At 63.7% G+C, this 15,125-nt stretch carries 12 protein-coding genes; 6 read left to right on the top strand and 6 right to left on the bottom strand.

Annotation, left to right across the window (positions count from 1 at the left end; genetic code table 11):
- Positions 1-31: 31 nt before the first annotated feature.
- The 3 genes from osmF to aceA all read right to left on the bottom strand — a co-directional run bounded on the left by osmF (position 32) and on the right by aceA (position 2,692).
- Positions 32-946, bottom strand: a complete 915-nt coding sequence (gene osmF, locus JKL45_RS01865; RefSeq protein WP_201859417.1) for a glycine betaine ABC transporter substrate-binding protein OsmF — start codon at positions 944-946, stop codon at positions 32-34.
- Between the two features lie 175 nt (positions 947-1,121).
- Entirely contained in the window at positions 1,122-1,331 is a 210-nt protein-coding gene (locus tag JKL45_RS01860; protein ID WP_201859416.1) for a DUF4170 domain-containing protein, read from the bottom strand.
- A gap of 41 nt (positions 1,332-1,372) precedes the next feature.
- A complete protein-coding gene (aceA, locus tag JKL45_RS01855) occupies positions 1,373-2,692 on the bottom strand; it encodes an isocitrate lyase (RefSeq protein ID WP_201859415.1) in 1,320 nt (439 codons plus the stop codon).
- Between the two features lie 189 nt (positions 2,693-2,881).
- Between aceA and JKL45_RS01850 the strand changes: the two genes are divergently transcribed.
- The gene (locus JKL45_RS01850; protein ID WP_201859414.1) at positions 2,882-4,315 is read left to right on the top strand and encodes a helix-turn-helix domain-containing protein; all 1,434 of its coding nucleotides are present in this window, start codon (positions 2,882-2,884) and stop codon (positions 4,313-4,315) included.
- Positions 4,316-4,327: 12 nt separating this feature from the next.
- On the opposite strand, the gene JKL45_RS01845 is transcribed toward JKL45_RS01850, so the two are convergent.
- The 3 genes from JKL45_RS01845 to JKL45_RS01835 all read right to left on the bottom strand — a co-directional run bounded on the left by JKL45_RS01845 (position 4,328) and on the right by JKL45_RS01835 (position 6,633).
- Positions 4,328-4,840, bottom strand: a complete 513-nt coding sequence (locus JKL45_RS01845) for a GNAT family N-acetyltransferase (protein ID WP_201859413.1) — start codon at positions 4,838-4,840, stop codon at positions 4,328-4,330.
- 9 nt (positions 4,841-4,849) lie between these two features.
- Positions 4,850-5,572 carry a glutamine amidotransferase gene (locus tag JKL45_RS01840; protein ID WP_201859412.1) on the bottom strand — a complete coding sequence of 241 codons (723 nt, stop codon included), beginning with the start codon at positions 5,570-5,572 and terminating at the stop codon, positions 4,850-4,852.
- A 110-nt stretch (positions 5,573-5,682) separates the two neighbouring features.
- Entirely contained in the window at positions 5,683-6,633 is a 951-nt protein-coding gene (locus tag JKL45_RS01835) for a glycine betaine ABC transporter substrate-binding protein (RefSeq protein ID WP_376770994.1), read from the bottom strand.
- 248 nt (positions 6,634-6,881) lie between these two features.
- Here JKL45_RS01835 and JKL45_RS01830 point away from each other — a divergent pair, with 248 nt between their 5' ends.
- The 5 genes from JKL45_RS01830 to JKL45_RS01810 all read left to right on the top strand — a co-directional run.
- Positions 6,882-7,256 (top strand): response regulator, encoded by a 375-nt coding sequence (locus tag JKL45_RS01830; RefSeq protein ID WP_201859770.1) that lies wholly within the window; start codon positions 6,882-6,884, stop codon positions 7,254-7,256.
- Between the two features lie 173 nt (positions 7,257-7,429).
- Entirely contained in the window at positions 7,430-11,071 is a 3,642-nt protein-coding gene (locus JKL45_RS01825; protein ID WP_201859411.1) for a FecR domain-containing protein, read from the top strand.
- A gap of 1 nt (position 11,072) precedes the next feature.
- Positions 11,073-13,055, top strand: a complete 1,983-nt coding sequence (locus tag JKL45_RS01820; RefSeq protein WP_312896896.1) for a CHASE2 domain-containing protein — start codon at positions 11,073-11,075, stop codon at positions 13,053-13,055.
- Positions 13,056-13,268: 213 nt separating this feature from the next.
- A complete protein-coding gene (locus tag JKL45_RS01815) occupies positions 13,269-14,156 on the top strand; it encodes a cation diffusion facilitator family transporter (RefSeq protein ID WP_201859410.1) in 888 nt (295 codons plus the stop codon).
- Between the two features lie 217 nt (positions 14,157-14,373).
- On the top strand, positions 14,374-15,125 hold a 752-nt coding region (locus JKL45_RS01810; RefSeq protein WP_201859409.1), incomplete at its 3' end, for an MCP four helix bundle domain-containing protein.

Here is a 15,125-nt window from a genome sequence, read left to right as displayed (position 1 = left end):
TGCAGCTCGACCTTCGAATCGACCCGTCAGGTTACTTCAGAAAGCCCTTGGACTTCAGGTAATCCATCGCCACCGTCTTTCCCGGTTCGCCGCCGACCTGCACGCGGGCATTGAGCCCCTGGAGGGTGGTGAGATCGAGGGAAGCGAAGATGGGCTTCAGGATCTCGGCGATCTTCGGGTTCTCCTTCAGAGCCGCTTCGCGCACGATGGGAGCCGGCGCATAGACGGGCTGCACGTTCTTGTCGTCCGCCAGTACCACCAAACCGGAGGGAGCGATGCCGCCGTCGGTGCCATAGACCATGGCGGCGTTGGCCCCGTTGGTCTGCTCGGCCGCCGCCTTGATGGTGGCTGCCGTGTCGCCGCCGGAGAGCACGATGAGCTGCTCGGGCTTCATGCGGAACTCGTAAGTCTTCTGGAAGGCCGGCAGGGCCGCTTCCGAGTTCACGAACTCGGCGGAGGCTGCAAGCACCACCTTGCCGCCCTTGGCGACCCACTGGCCGAAATCGGACATGGTCTTGAGCTTGTTGGCGTCGGCCACTTCCTTGCGCAGGGCGATGGCCCAGGTGTTGTTGGCCGGCGACGGATCGAGCCAGACGATCTTGTTGGCGTCGTAATCGAGCTTCTTGGCGGTCTCGAAGCCCTTGGCGGCATCCTTCCACACGGGGTCGTCCCCCTTGTTGAAGAAGAAGCCCGCATTGCCGGTATATTCGGGGTAGATGTCGATCTCGCCCGCCGTGAGCGCCTTGCGCACCACCGGGGTTGCCCCGAGCTGGATCCGGTCCTGGGTCTTGATCCCGTTGGCGTCGAGAGCGAGCAGGATGATGTTGCCGAGAACGGAGCCTTCCGTGTCGATCTTGGACGAGACGACCACATCGGCCCTGGCGGCACCCATCGCAGCCAGCCCCAGGCCGGCGGCGAATGCGAGCGACTTTAGGACGGTCTTCATGTGCAACCCCTTGGAAATCCTTGCCCGGCTGTTTTTAGGACAGTTCGGCGATTTAGGCAGAGGGGGTCTCAAGAAGATTGCAGCGGGAGGATAAAAACTTCGTGTTTTCACAAAAGATCCCGCCGGAGGACATCATCCTCCGGCAGGGTGGCCATGAGCGCCTCCAGTGGCCTCTTTAGGCGCTCAGGACCGACGGGGGCTCCTGGGCGATGGTGAAGCGGACCTGGGCCTGCGGCCGGTGATCCTCGGAGAGAGTGCGCCAGGTGCGCTCGGCCTCATGGCGGCTCTCGAAGGGGCCGACGACCCGTTCGGTGCCCTGGACGATCTTTTCGCAGTCGCAGGAGGTGTACTCGCCGCCGACAACCCAGAAACGTGATGTATTCATTGCCGTTCTCCGTTGGTGCAAAGGTTTGGGGATGTTGAAGTCTATTCGGCTGCCTGAAGCTTGGTGGCGGATTGGAACTGGGCGGTTTCGGTCGACTCGGCCATGGCGGTCGTGGAGGACTTGCCGCCGGTGATCACCACTGAGACCTTGTCGAAGTAGCCGGTGCCGACCTCGCGCTGGTGACGAGTGGCGGTGTAGCCGCTCGCTTCCGCGCCGAACTCGGCGGCCTGGAGCTCGGAATAGGCCCCCATGCCACGGTCGCGGTAACCGCTCGCCAGGTCGAACATGCCGTAATTGAGCTGGTGGAAGCCGGCGAGCGTCACGAACTGGAACTTGTAGCCCATGGCGCCGAGCTCGCGCTGGAACTTGGCGATGGTGGCGTCGTCCAGCTTCTTCTTCCAGTTGAACGACGGCGAGCAGTTATAGGCGAGCAGCTTGCCCGGATAGCGCTTGTGGATCGCTTCCGCGAACTTGCGCGCATCGTCGAGATCCGGGTGCGAGGTCTCCCACCACAGGAGGTCGGCGAGTTCCGCGTAAGCCAGGCCACGGGCAATGCAGTGGTCGAGGCCGGTGCCGTCCTTCAGGCGATAGAAGCCTTCCGGCGTGCGGCTGTCGGGCTCGATGAACGGGCGGTCGCGCTCGTCCACGTCCGAGGTGATGAGCTTGGCGGATTCGGCGTCCGTGCGGGCCATGATCAGGGTGGACGTCCCCATCACGTCGGCGGCAAGCCGCGCGGCGATCAGGTTGCGCTCGTGCGCCGAGGTCGGGATCAGCACCTTGCCGCCGAGATGGCCGCACTTCTTTTCCGAGGCGAGCTGGTCCTCGAAATGCACGCCCGCGGCACCCGCCTCGATATAGGCCTTCATGATCTCGAAGGTATTGAGCGGGCCGCCGAAGCCGGCCTCCGCATCGGCCACGATGGGCAGGAACCAATCCCGCTGCGCGCCGCCCTCGGCGTGCTCGATCTGGTCGGCGCGCTGGAAGGTGCGGTTGATGCGCCGGCACAGCTCGGGACCAGAATTGGCCGGGTACAGCGACTGGTCGGGATACATGGCGCCGGCGACATTCGAGTCGGCGGCCACCTGCCAGCCGGACAGATAGATCGCCTCAAGCCCGGCACGGGCCATCTGCATGGCCTGGTTGCCCGTCATGGCGCCGAGCGAGTGGACATAGGGACGCTCGTGCAGCAGCTGCCACAGCTTCTGCGCGCCGCGCTCGGCGAGCGTATGGGCGATGGGGAAGGAGCCACGCAGGCGAAGCACGTCCTCGGCCGTGTAGGGACGGCTCACACCATCAAAGCGGCCCTCGGGAGCGGAGGGGATCAGGTCGTGCAGCGAACCCGGGGACGTTTGGGCGGTCATGGCTTATCCTTCTGTTTTACATTCCTTGACAAAACTCCCCTGCAGGCCAGTATTGATGCAATGCAGCAGGGTGCGTTCCTCTAATAATCCTTGAAGAAGCTTTTGTTTCAACGATGGAATTGCGAAGAAAAGTGGCCCTGTAAAGCTATGACAAACCACCTCCTGTAAACTTGTAAAAAGATTTACAACATGGATGAGAGCAGAAAGCTTTTCGTCGGCCCCCGCCTGAAGCGTTTGCGGCGGGACCTCAACCTGAGCCAGTCCCGTATGGCCGAGGAGCTCGGGCTCTCACCGAGCTACCTGAACCTGATGGAGCGCAACCAGCGCCCGATCACCGCGCAGGTGCTCATCCGCCTCGCCCATGCCTACCAGCTGGACCCGCGCGAATTCGCCAACGACGATCACGGACGCACGGTCACGGAGCTGGAGGAGGTTTTTGCCGATCCGCTGTTCCGGTCGACGCCGGTGGCCCGGCTCGAGCTGCGCGAGACCGTGGAGAGCGCGCCATCCCTGGTGGATGCCATCAACCGCCTCTACCGCGCCTATCAGGCCATGCGCGGCGCCCGGGAGGCGGTGACGCCCAATCTCAACGACCGCGACCGGGCCGAGGACGCCCCGCAGGTCAACCCGGTCGACCGGGTGCGGGAGCTGATCCACGAGGCCAAGAACCATTTTCCGGAGCTGGACGAGGCGGCCGAGGCCCTGGCCTCGGAACTCGCATCGAGCGGGCACGACCTGTTCTTTGCCATCGGCGAGCGCCTGCACGCCCGGCACGGCATCCGGGTGCGGGTGATGCCCATCGACGTGATGCCGGATGCCCTGCGCCGCTACGACCATCACCGGCGCCAGCTCCTGATCTCCGAACTGGTAGACCCTTCCGGCAGGACCTTCCAGGCCGCCTATCAATTGGCCTTCGCCGAAATGCGCGAGACCATCGATGCGCTCGCCGCGCGCTTGGAGCCGGCGGACGGCCCGGCCCGACGGCTGCTGCGGGTCTCGTTCGGCAATTACTTCGCCGGCGCCCTGATGATGCCCTATGCGAAGTTCCACGCGGCCGCGGAGGCGTTAGGCTACGACGTGGAGGTGCTGGGCGCCCGCTATGGTGCGAGCTTCGAGCAGGTGGCGCACCGCCTGACGACGCTCGCACGCCCCGGAGCGCGGGGCATTCCCTTCTTCCTGGTGCGGGTGGATTCGGCCGGCAACGTGTCGAAGCGCTTCTCGTCCGGCCGCTTTCCCTTCTCGCAGTTCGGCGGCACCTGCCCGCTCTGGAACCTGCACTCCACGTTCCGCACGCCAGGCCAGGTGGCGACCCAGATCGTCGAGCTGCCGGACGGCTCGCGCTGGTTCTCCATGGCGCGCACGGTCAAGCGCGCCTTCAACCCCTGGGGCGCGCCCGATCCGCGCTTCGTGGTGGGACTGGGCTGCGAGCTGAAATATGCCAACCGCCTCGTTTATGCGCGCGGCCTCGACCTGTCCTCCGCCGAAGCCACGCCCATCGGCATCAACTGCCGCCTGTGCGACCGCGTCGCCTGCCCGCAACGCGCCGCGCCTCCCCTGATGCATGCGCTGATCGTGGACGAGATGAAGCGCGGCGTGTCGCCTTTCGAGTTCGATGCGACATGAGGCCGAAGCGCCTTAGATCGGACGGTCGTGACGATAGAAGGCGTTGGGGATGCCATCGACATCCCTGATGCCGGCAAACGACATCCCGGCCTTTTCGAGCACCCGGCGCGAGGCTGCATGCTCGGCCACCGCAAAGCCGATGACATGATCGACGGGCTTGGCCCTGTAGATCCAGTCGAGCAGCGCGCAAGCCGCCTCGGTCGCATGGCCATGGCCCCAGAGATGGCGCTTGAAGGTGTAGCCGAGTTCGAGTTCATCGGTTTCCGGAAACCAGCCGAAACCGGCACGGCCGAGAAATGCCCCTTGCCGGTCGGTGACCTTGAACTTGGTCCAACCGTTATTCGTATAATCGGCCCGGAAGCTCTCGAACTTGGCCCGAAGATACGCGTCGTCCCACGGCGGATCGCCCATCTGCAGGAAATGCTGCACCTCAGGGTCGCTGTGGAGTGATGCGAACAGTGGGAAGTCTTCCGCCTCCCAAGGATGGAAGCACAGGCGCTCACTGGTCGGAACGGGAGGCGTCATGAATGGCTCCTAGCGCCTCTCGTCGAGCCAGTGATCCAGGAAGCGGTCGAGCCAGCGGGAGACATGCGGGTCGTGCTGGTAGCGGCCTTCGAGCTGGCGGATCCGGTCCTGGGCACCCGGCATGCACAGGCGCTCCTCGGCGACCACGGTCCAGCGGCAGAGCATGGCGTGGGTGACCTCCGGGTGGAACTGGAGGCCGAAGGCCTTCTCGCCCACCCGGATCGCCTGCGTCGGGAAGTCGTCGCCGGTGGCAAGCGTCTCGGCACCCGCAGGGCAGTCGAACCCCTCCCGGTGCCAATGATAGACATGGCTCGGCCAGGGCACGCCCCAATCGGTGCTCAAGGCTTCGCCCGCCTGTGTCGGCACAAGCGGGTAATAGCCGATCTCGGCCCGGCCTTCGGGATGCGCCCAGACGCCCGCGCCCAGGTGCTTGGCCATCATCTGCGCACCGAGGCAGAGGCCGAGATAAGGCTTGCTCTCCTTGAGCGGCACCTCGATCCAGTCGATCTCCTGCTTGATGAAATCGTCCGGATCGTTGGCACTCATCGGCCCGCCGAACACGACGGCGCCGGCGTGCCCTGCCAGCGTCTCCGGCAGCGGATCGCCGAAGCGGGGACGGCGGATGTCGAGGGGATAGCCGCGCTCCAGGAGCAGGCGTCCGACCCGACCTGGGGTCGAATGCTCCTGGTGCAGGACGATGAGGATGGGTGCCCTGGATCGCCGCCTAGGCATGGTGGCGGCTCCAGGCAGACGCGCAGGCGGGAGGATGACTGAGAAGACGCGAGAACATTCGTCGATTATTCAGGACAAGCCTTGGCTTCCGCAAGAGGGCATACGGGCACCTACCCTCCCGGACGGCGATGAAGCTGGTTCAGGTAACGCTCGGCCACATCCCGGGCCGGCCGTTCGTCGACCACGATTTCCGCATTGAGGGCCTGAAGCTTGGCCGTGCTGAGCGAGGCGAAGACCCCGTTCAAGGCTTTCGAGATGTTGGGAAAGCGCTCCAGCGCCTGGGCCCTCACCACCGGAGCGGGCTCATAGACGATCTGGGCGCCCTTCGTGTCCTTCATGACCACAAGGTCCAGGGTGGCGATGGCTCCGTCGGTACCATAGACCATGGCGGCGTTGACCCCGCCGATGCTCTGCGCCGCCGCCCGCATGGTGGTCATGGTGTTGCCGCTGGTCTGAACCGCGATCCTGTCCCGGGGGAAGCGAAAGCCGTAGGTGGTCTCGAAGGAGGTGAGCGCCGCCGGACTCTCGACAAACTCGGCGGAGGCCGCCAGCCGCAGGTTCATGGACGCTCTGACGGCTTGAGCGAAATCATCCATGGTGGCGAGGTTGGAGCGCCGGGCGAGATCACCTCTCACGGCGATGAGCCAGGTGTTGTTGGCGGGAGCGCGGTCGAGCCAGGCGAGCCGGTGCCGCTCCGCGTCTAGGCGCTTAACCAGTTCATGGGCCAAGGCCGGCGCCTTCCAGGCCGGTTCACTTTCGAGGCCGTGAAAGAACGCCCCGTTGCCCGTGTATTCGGGATAGATGTCGATCTCCCCCTGAAGGATCGCGTTGCGGACCAGCTGGGTCGGCCCGAGCTGAAGGCGGGTCTCCACAGGGATTCCTTCCCGTTCCAGCACAAGGGCGATCATGCTGCCCAGCAGGGCGCCTTCGGTATCTGCCTTCGAGGCGACGACGATGGGGTTATGCCCGTGAGCAAGGCTTGGCGCACTCGACAGCGTCAGAAGGACGCCGAGGGATGCAAGGAGCCGAAAGGCCTTGAGAATTCTGGGTTTTCCTATCACGTCAGCCCATCGCCTTAAGAGGGTTCCGGATCTAGGCACGGGGCCTCTCTGGCCCTATGATCCTGTTCTATAATGATATCATGGATCAGGGCAGTGTCAGGTTCTTTTGCATGGAGACGCAAAAGTGATAGAAGCGTCTGAGTCTCAAGGCTTGAAGTCCAGAATATCCAGGGCATGTGTTCCGTGTTCTGGGAAACAATCTACCAGCGCCTTGCCTGAAAGAAAGCGAAACCGTGACCGATAGCGTAATGAGCGACGGCGATCTCAATGGCCTGCGAATCCTTGTCGTCGAGGACGAGGCCGCGATTTCCCTGCTTCTGGAAGACATGCTGCTCGATTTCGGCTGCGAGGTGATCGGTCCGGCGGCGCGGCTGTCTGCGGCCCTTGAGGCCGTATCCCGCGAGCAGGTCGATCTGGCCATCCTCGACGTGAATGTGGCCGGGGAGCCGATCTATCCGGTGGCGGAAGCTTTGGCACAGCGCTCGATTCCGTTCGTGTTCTCCACGGGTTACGGCAGCGCCGGGATCCGCGACACCTTCCGCGACAGGCCTGTCCTGCAGAAGCCCTTTGCTCAGCACGACCTGAAGCAGAAGCTCATCATGGCGCGCGGCAAAACCGCCTGATACGGCCCTATCGTCGCGACTCACAGCCATATCTGTGGCGCATATGCCGCAATCGTTCACCCTGTGCTCCAAAACACAGCGTCGCTGATGTGAATCGACTTTGATCCTAGGCCCTTCCTGCTAAGCTGAAGTAACGTTAAAGCAGGTATCCTTTCGAATAAGCCGGTTCATTCATGTCTCCTCGACCCTTCAGGTTTTTGGCTGCGGCCAGCGCCCTGGCGCTTTGCCTTGCCAATGCACAGGCCCAGTCCCCCTTGCCGCGCCAGGCTCCCGCAGCAGGCGCCATCGTGGCTGCCAAGGGCGGCGAGGAAATGCGCTTCGTGCGCGAGGACCTGTGGCGCGCGGCCCAAATCCAGCAGAGCGTCGTCGGCGGGGACACCTTGCGCACCAACGAGATCGGCAATCTCGCGATCCTGTTCTCCGATCAGACTCAGATCCGTGTCGGCCGCAACTCGACCCTGACAGTCAATGATGTGGCCGGCGGCCAGGCCGGCAACACCCAGCTCAGCCTACAGGCCGGCAACATCTGGGCTCGCGCAGCCCGCGGCGGCTCCGGCGTCGACGTCAAGACACCCGCGGCCGTTGCGGCGATCCGCGGCACGGATTGGTCTCTGACGGTCGAAGGAGGCCGAACCTCTCTCATCGTGCTCGAGGGCGTGGTCGAGCTCACCAACGCCCAGGGCTCCGTGACGGTCCGCCAGGGCGAGGGCGCCGTCGCTTCGATCGGGCAGGCTCCGACAAAATTCGTGATCACGAACTCGAACGACCGCGAGCAGATGCTCTTCTACATGAGCCTGCGCGAGACGTTCTCGTCCCTCTCGACCACGCCCCTGACGGGGCCGACCTTGAGAGCGGAACGCGACAGGATCAAAGCCATTCCGCCGCAGGCCCGCAGCGTCGAGGATTGGCTGACCCTCGCCGAGATCGCTCCGTCCTATGACGGCAGGACTGTTGCCGCGCAAGCACTCGCCGAGGCGCGCAGCGGCCGCATGAGCGCCGCACAGCGCGCCCGCGCGGACATGGTGGAAGCGGCCCTTCTTGGATCGCAGCATCGCTGGGCCGAGGCCGCTTCCCTGTTCGCGAAAGCTGAGCGGAATCTTGACCCCAAGCGGCGCGTGCTCGCGTCCTACGGGCGCTACATCACCCAGTCGCTGGCCGATCCGAACCGGATCTATACGGAGCCCAAGGCTCCGGGCACCGATCCGTTCGCGGCCCTGGCGCATGCCTATGTGGTCGCCTTCAAGCAGGATCTGAATGCGGCGGCCGAGGTCTTGAAGGCAGCGGAAAAGCGCTTCCCGAACGATGCGCGGATTGCCATGACGGCCGCAACGGTGGCCTATGCGCTGAACCGACGCGAGGAGATGCGGGCCTCCATTGCGAGAGCCAAGGCTCTGGACCCGGACCATCCCGAGGTGATCGCCGCCGACAGCAACATTCGCGGCGACATCGACGGCGAGGTCAACGCGGCGGTCGAGGCCCTGCGCCGGGCCGTCGAGATCGCGCCCGGCAATTCCGCCCTCTGGAACACGCTCGGGCTTTTCGAATCCGACCGGGACCGTCCGCTTGCCGCTGAAGAAGCCATGCGCCGCGCCATTGCGGAAGACCCGTTCAGCCCGGTCGCCTACGCCAACCTGGCGATCTTCCTGCTGGACCAGTACCGGGTCGAGGAAGCGGGCGCGATGATCGACAAGGCGCTTGCTCTCGATCCCGGCTACCACGTGGCCTATCTCGCCCGTGGCCGCTACCTGATGCAGAAAGGCGACCCAGTTAAAGGCCTGGAGGCCATTCTCGCGGGCTCTGCCGCCAATCCTGGCCTGTCGCAGGGCCTGCTGCTGGCGGCTGCCTCCTATTACCAGAACGGCGACGACGACCTGGCCATCCAGGCTCTCGACAACGCGGACCGGCTCGATCCGAACGACCCGGCCGTCTCGAGCGTGCGCACGGGCATCGCCATCGATCAGTATCAGGCGGATCAGGCCGTACTCGCGGCTCGTGAGACCCTGCGCCGCTACCGTCAGCGCGGCGGCGATTTCGCCGGCATTGCCATCAACAAGGATGGCGGTTCCTACCCGGCCCAAGCCTATCGCTTCCTGAACCTCAACGAGTGGTCCCGCTTCTACGGCGACCGGGTGTTCGATCCTTTCGAGGCGTCGAGCTATTTCGACCAATCGGCGGTGGAGCGCCCCGGCCTCGTGACGGGCCGGCCGGACGTTTCGAATATCGAGAGCGGCGTGGGCGTCGATCTCTCGGCGCTCAACCTCACCATCCAGGGCCTCTTCTTCGATCCGCTGGCTGTCTCCGGGCGCATCGGGCGGCCCGACTTCTATCGCCGACCTTTTGTCGACGCGGAGGTCGGCGGCTCGCTCCTGCACCACAATGGACGCTTCGGCTGGGGCGCGGACGCAACGGTGCAGGGCTTCTCGAACGAGCCGGTTCCGACCTCATTCAACATCACGGCAAACCGCCTCAAGACCAACGGGCGCGATCTCATCGACCAGGAGAATGCCGATAGCGGCTCCTTCTTCGTCGGCATGGCGCCTTCGGCCACCGACCGCTTCCTCGTGTTCGGCGCCGGCGCGAACAACGATCCGGCCATCGCCACGATCAACACTCCGACCAATTTTGTCGAGGGAACGCAGAACAATGCCGCCGTGCTCGGTGGAGCGGGCTGGAGCCATAGCTTCAGCGACCGCAACGTCCTGACCGGTGCCGTCTTCGGCATCAACGCCATCGACCGCAGCTACACGAACGCCGCGAATGCCGAACTCAACCCCGGCTTCGTTGTTGGAGGCAACACTTGGACGCGGACGCGGGTTGAGGGCGCTTCGGCCGCCCTGTCCCACATGATCGGCTTCGGGGACCTGACCCTGCATTACGGCTTCGAGGCACAAAAAGGCCGGACGATCACCCGCAACACGGGCCGCGCATTCCTCTACAACATCGCCACGGACACGTTCGACTTCGAAGACATCGATGATCAGTCGAGCGCGAGCTTCCGCACGACGCGCCTCTACGCTGACGTCCTCTGGCGCCCCTTCGACTGGCTCGAGGCTCAGGCGGGCATCGAGCACAGCACGGTCAAGGTCGCGAACCAGCCTGTCGATGATGCGATTTCGCCGCGCGTCGGAATCGGCATCTCGCCCTTCGAGGGGCAATGGCTGCGTGCGGCCTACCGCCAGGACACCGGATCTCCCATCCCGTTCACCCTGGCGCCCGTGACTACGGTCGGCCTGGTGCCGAATGCCCTGCCCATCCAGCTCGGCGGGGAAACCAAAACCCTGGCCTTCCGCTGGGACGCGGAATGGTCACCTTACGTCTTCACTGCAGTCGAGTATCAGCGCCAGGATGCGGAGAACCTGAATCTCCCGATTGCCTACAGCTTCGACGACATCGGCATCGGCAAGGCGCGTGTCGATCGGCTTGCTGCAACGGCCAACCTCTGGCTGACCCACGGCATCGGCGTGTTCGGCACCATCGGGACGATCTCGTCGGAAATTCGCTCCGAGGAGGCACCGGGGGCCGACGTGCCTTTCATTGCCGGCAAGTTCGTGCGGGCGGGCGTCACCTTCGTCCATCCGAGCCGCCTCAAGTTCACTCTCGCGGGAACCTACCTGGGAGATATCACGGGCAACCTGCAGGGGCGTGACATCGACGATTACTGGACGGCCGATGCGGCGCTGACCTGGGAGACCCCGGATCGCCGCCTGCTCTTCGGCCTCAGCGTGCTCAACATGCTCGACGAGGATTTCGAGCTGGCCCCCGACATTCGCGGGCCGGGGCGCACCATCGAAGCGAGCGTGAAGGCCAGGTTCTGAGGTGAAGGGTCCCGAGACGACACGCGACCATGGCGGCGGAGAGCCTCTCTGGCGCCACTTCGCCATGGCCGGGATCATCGCAGCGCTGCTGATCCCCTTCGTGTTCTTCTTCCAGCCCATGCGCCTCATCGAGGCGCGGCTCTACGATCTGCTCTCGGTGATCGCCCCTCCGCTGCCTGTTGAGCCCGGTGCCGTGATCGTCGCCATTGACGAGCCCTCCATCGGCGAGATCGCCCAGCGCTGGCCCTGGCCCCGTGACATCCACGCGAAACTGATCGAGAGCTTGCGCGCGGCCGGTGCGAAGGTGATCGCCATCGACATCATCTTTGCCGACCCCACCACGGAGGAAGCCGATACGGCCCTCGCCACGGCGCTCGGCCCGGATGTGGTGCTGGCGGCGGACGATGTCACCACGATGCTGAACCAGGGCGTTCAGGTCACCCGCGTCAGCCCGCTCGATCCGTTCCTGGATACGGGCGCAGCGTCGGGCGTCGCCTCGGTCCACCTCGACGGCGATGCTTACCTGCGCCGCATGCCCGAGTTGCGGGACAGTTTTGCCGGCGAGGCCCTTCGCCTGATGGGGGAACCGAAACCGGCTGCTCCCGAAGGCGCGCTGATCCAATACATCGGGCCGGCCTACACCTATCCTCGCGTGTCCTATTACCAGGCGCTGGATCCAGCAAATTTCCTGCCGCCCGGCTTTTTCAAGGACCGGATCGTTTTCGTGGGATTGAGCCTCAAGCAGGCGACCTCCGCCGATATCGGCACCCCCGACGCTTTTCCCACGCCCTATACTCTGACCGAGGGCACGCTCACGCCCGGCGTCGAGGTGCAGGCCAACATTCTCGACAATCTCCGCCACGGCCTTTACGTGCTCCCGGTTTCGCGCCCGCTGATGGTGATCCTCGTCATTGCCGCGGCCTTCCTGGCCGCTGCATTCTCCACAAAAGGCATGACGTGGCGCACGGGTCTATCCGCAGCTCTCGTGCTCGCCTTCTTCATCGTCGGGGCTTGGGCTCTCTTACGCTTCGGACGGGTTTGGGCGCCACCCGCTCTACCCGCGGCCGCAGCGCTGGCTGTGTTCGGAGCGCGGTTCGGTCTCGACTATGCCCGCGAGCGGCATCTGCGCCGCACCGTGTCGGAGGCTTTCTCGCGCTACCTGTCGCCGGATCTCGTGGCACAGCTCGCCCGCGATCCCAGCGCCCTGAAGCTCGGCGGCGAGCGCCGCAACCTGTCCATCCTGTTCTGTGACGTGCGCGGCTTCACCACCTTGTCGGAGAAGCTGAAGGACGAGCCGGAGCGGCTGACCACTCTCATCAACCGCCTGCTCGATCCGCTCTCGGAGGCGGTGCTGGCGGAAGGCGGCACCATCGACAAGTATATCGGCGATTGCGTGATGGCGTTCTGGAACGCGCCCTTGCCCAGCCCGGACCATCCGTTGAAGGCCGCGCGCGCCGCCCTGCGCATGCTGGAGGCAGTCAACATCCTCAACGCGGAGCTGCAGCAGGAGCAGGGTGAGGACGCTCCTCGTTTTGCCATCGGCGTCGGCATCAACACCGGCGACTGCGTGGTGGGCAATGTGGGCTCGCGCTGGCGCTACGATTATTCGGTGCTGGGCGATACGGTGAACCTCGCCTCACGTTTGGAAAGCCTGTCGAAGGAATACGGCGTCTCGATCGTCCTGGGTCCTGCCACGGCAAAGGCCCTGCAGGAGCATTTCGTGCTGATCGAACTCGACCGAATCGCCGTGAAAGGGCGCAGCGAGAAATCGGCGATCTTCACCATCGTGGCGCCGGTCGAGCAGCGCCAGAAGGATCCGGCGCTTGCGCAACTGACGGAGCTGCATCCCACCCTTCTCGACACCATCGGGGCCGGCAAGCGGGCCGAAGCGTTGGCTCTCGTCCAACAGTGCCAGACGCTCTCTCCGCCCCTGTCGATCTATTACAAGAAGCTGATGGCCAAGGCGGCGGCGATTCCTGAGTGACGCCTCCTGGAGGTTCACATCAAGGCTTGATGCAGCTTGGAAAAAAGTGAGACGACCTGTTTCCGAAACAGGCTTGACATTCACCCTACCGCTTTGGCGCTCATCATGACTTTGCAAACGATTAGCAAGTAAAAACAAGTTCTTGCGCTTAAAGAAACAAGCTCTATAAGGTCGCGTCGTTTCCCTCTCCGCCATCTTTTCAAGTGTCGCGCCATGGACAAGATTCAAAAACTTGCCATCGGCAGCATATTCGTCGGAACCGTTGTTTTCGTCCTGAAATATGCCGCCTATTACATCACGGGCAGCATTGCGCTCTATTCCGACGCGCTGGAGAGCATCATCAACATGGTGACGGCGGTGGCGGCCTTCCTGGCCGTTCGCCTGAGCGCCGCACCGGCGGACGCCAATCATCCTTACGGCCATCATAAGGTCGAGTATTTCTCGGCTGTCCTCGAAGGCGTGCTGATCATCGTCGCGGCTCTTGCGATCCTGCGGGAGGCCTATTTCGGGTTCCTGTCCCCGAAGGTGATGGATGCGCCCATGCAGGGGCTCGCCATCAACGCAGGCGCCAGCGTGATCAACGCGGTATGGTCGTGGGCCCTGATCCGTTACGGACGCCGCCTGCGCTCTCCCGCGCTCGTGGCAGATGGGCGCCATCTTTTCACCGATGTGGTCACATCGGCGGTGGTGATCATCGGCCTCCTGCTCGTGCCGCTCACCGGATGGGCGTGGCTCGACTCCGCCCTTGCCGCCATGGTGGCCGTCAACATTCTCTGGTCAGGCTGGGGACTGATCAAGGAAAGCGTCGGCGGTCTCATGGACGAGGCGTTGCCGGAAACGACCCTCGTCCGCGTGCGCGAGATCATCGCCCTGAATGCGGAAGGTGCCATCGAAGCGCACGACCTGCGCACGCGCCATGCAGGCAGGATGACTTTCATCGACTTCCACCTCGTGGTGCCGGGCGCCATGAGCGTCACAGACGCCCACGACATCTGCGACCGGCTGGAACGGGCCCTCAAGTCCGCCGTCGAGGACGCGCTCATCACGATTCATGTGGAGCCGGACAACAAGGCCAAGCACTCCGGCATCGTGGTGCTCTAGGCAGAAGCGGTGTTCAGGATGCGGACTCTTAACAATTCGTAAATTGATCTTTGTCTCTGCTTTTAGTTTCAAAGACATTAAGAAAAACTTACTTCACCACTAGGTATTAACCGTAATAGCTCAGGTTAATATTCCCGGCTACAACTGCGCAGCCTGGATAAGCGCGTCGTGGGGGCGCGCGCCTCCCGCGGCCATGCGGGCAGGCCATTGAAAATCGATGCGCGCTTTGAACAATCTCAAGATCATTACGAAGCTGGCCATTCCAGTGATCGTGATGATGGCTGTCACAATTGGCCTTATCATTTTTGCCAAAGCCGGTCTGGATACTCTTGCCGAGGAGACCCAGCAGATCGTCGACGTGCACGCGGCCCGACGCAGCATGGCGCTGAACATCAAGGCCTCTGTCAGCGAGGCGGCGGTCCAGGAGAAGAACCTGATCATCGAGACGCGCTTCCAGGAGATGGCCGTCTTTGAGCAGGCCTTCCGGCAGGCCAAGGAGGAAGCCCTGAAGGGCCTTGATGCCCTGATTGCGCTGTCTGAATTACCGGAACGCCGCGCGAGCAATGAGCAGCTGAAGAAGATTGTCGAAGATTATTTTGCCATCATGGGCCGAACCATCGCTCATGCCCAGCTCAACGAAGCCGATGAAGCCTTCAAGCTCTCAAATGGTGAAGGACGTGACATGCGCCAGAAGGCCTCGCAGGCCCTCAACGAGCTTGCCGCAGCCAATGCCGCGACCCTGGAGCAGGAAAAGCGCGATGCAGCTGAACTGGCTTCGTTCACCTCTGCCGAGTTGATCATCGCATCCGTTGTCGGCTTGACCCTGGCCATCGCCATTCTTGGTGCGATTACAGTTTACGGCATCACACGCCCCCTCAATGGCATGACGTCTGCGATGGGCCGGTTGGCTGCGGGCGATCTGGACGTGAGTGTCACGGGCACGGAGCGCCGCGACGAGGTGGGGCTGCT

The sequence above is a fragment of the Microvirga soli genome (assembly GCF_016734765.1).
Lineage (GTDB): Bacteria > Pseudomonadota > Alphaproteobacteria > Rhizobiales > Beijerinckiaceae > Microvirga > Microvirga soli.
The sequence above is the reverse complement of the archived record's forward strand: the minus strand, read 5'-3'. Positions and strand labels throughout refer to the sequence as shown.

Bases quoted from the DNA above. Each gene is read 5' to 3' on its own strand.
- osmF (WP_201859417.1), bottom strand. From the start codon at position 946: ATGAAGACCGTCCTAAAGTCGCTCGCATTCGCCGCCGGCCTGGGGCTG.
- JKL45_RS01860 (WP_201859416.1), bottom strand. From the start codon at position 1,331: ATGAATACATCACGTTTCTGGGTTGTCGGCGGCGAGTACACCTCCTGC.
- aceA (WP_201859415.1), bottom strand. From the start codon at position 2,692: ATGACCGCCCAAACGTCCCCGGGTTCGCTGCACGACCTGATCCCCTCC.
- JKL45_RS01850 (WP_201859414.1), top strand. From the start codon at position 2,882: ATGGATGAGAGCAGAAAGCTTTTCGTCGGCCCCCGCCTGAAGCGTTTG.
- JKL45_RS01845 (WP_201859413.1), bottom strand. From the start codon at position 4,840: ATGACGCCTCCCGTTCCGACCAGTGAGCGCCTGTGCTTCCATCCTTGG.
- JKL45_RS01840 (WP_201859412.1), bottom strand. From the start codon at position 5,572: ATGCCTAGGCGGCGATCCAGGGCACCCATCCTCATCGTCCTGCACCAG.
- JKL45_RS01830 (WP_201859770.1), top strand. From the start codon at position 6,882: ATGAGCGACGGCGATCTCAATGGCCTGCGAATCCTTGTCGTCGAGGAC.
- JKL45_RS01825 (WP_201859411.1), top strand. From the start codon at position 7,430: ATGTCTCCTCGACCCTTCAGGTTTTTGGCTGCGGCCAGCGCCCTGGCG.
- JKL45_RS01815 (WP_201859410.1), top strand. From the start codon at position 13,269: ATGGACAAGATTCAAAAACTTGCCATCGGCAGCATATTCGTCGGAACC.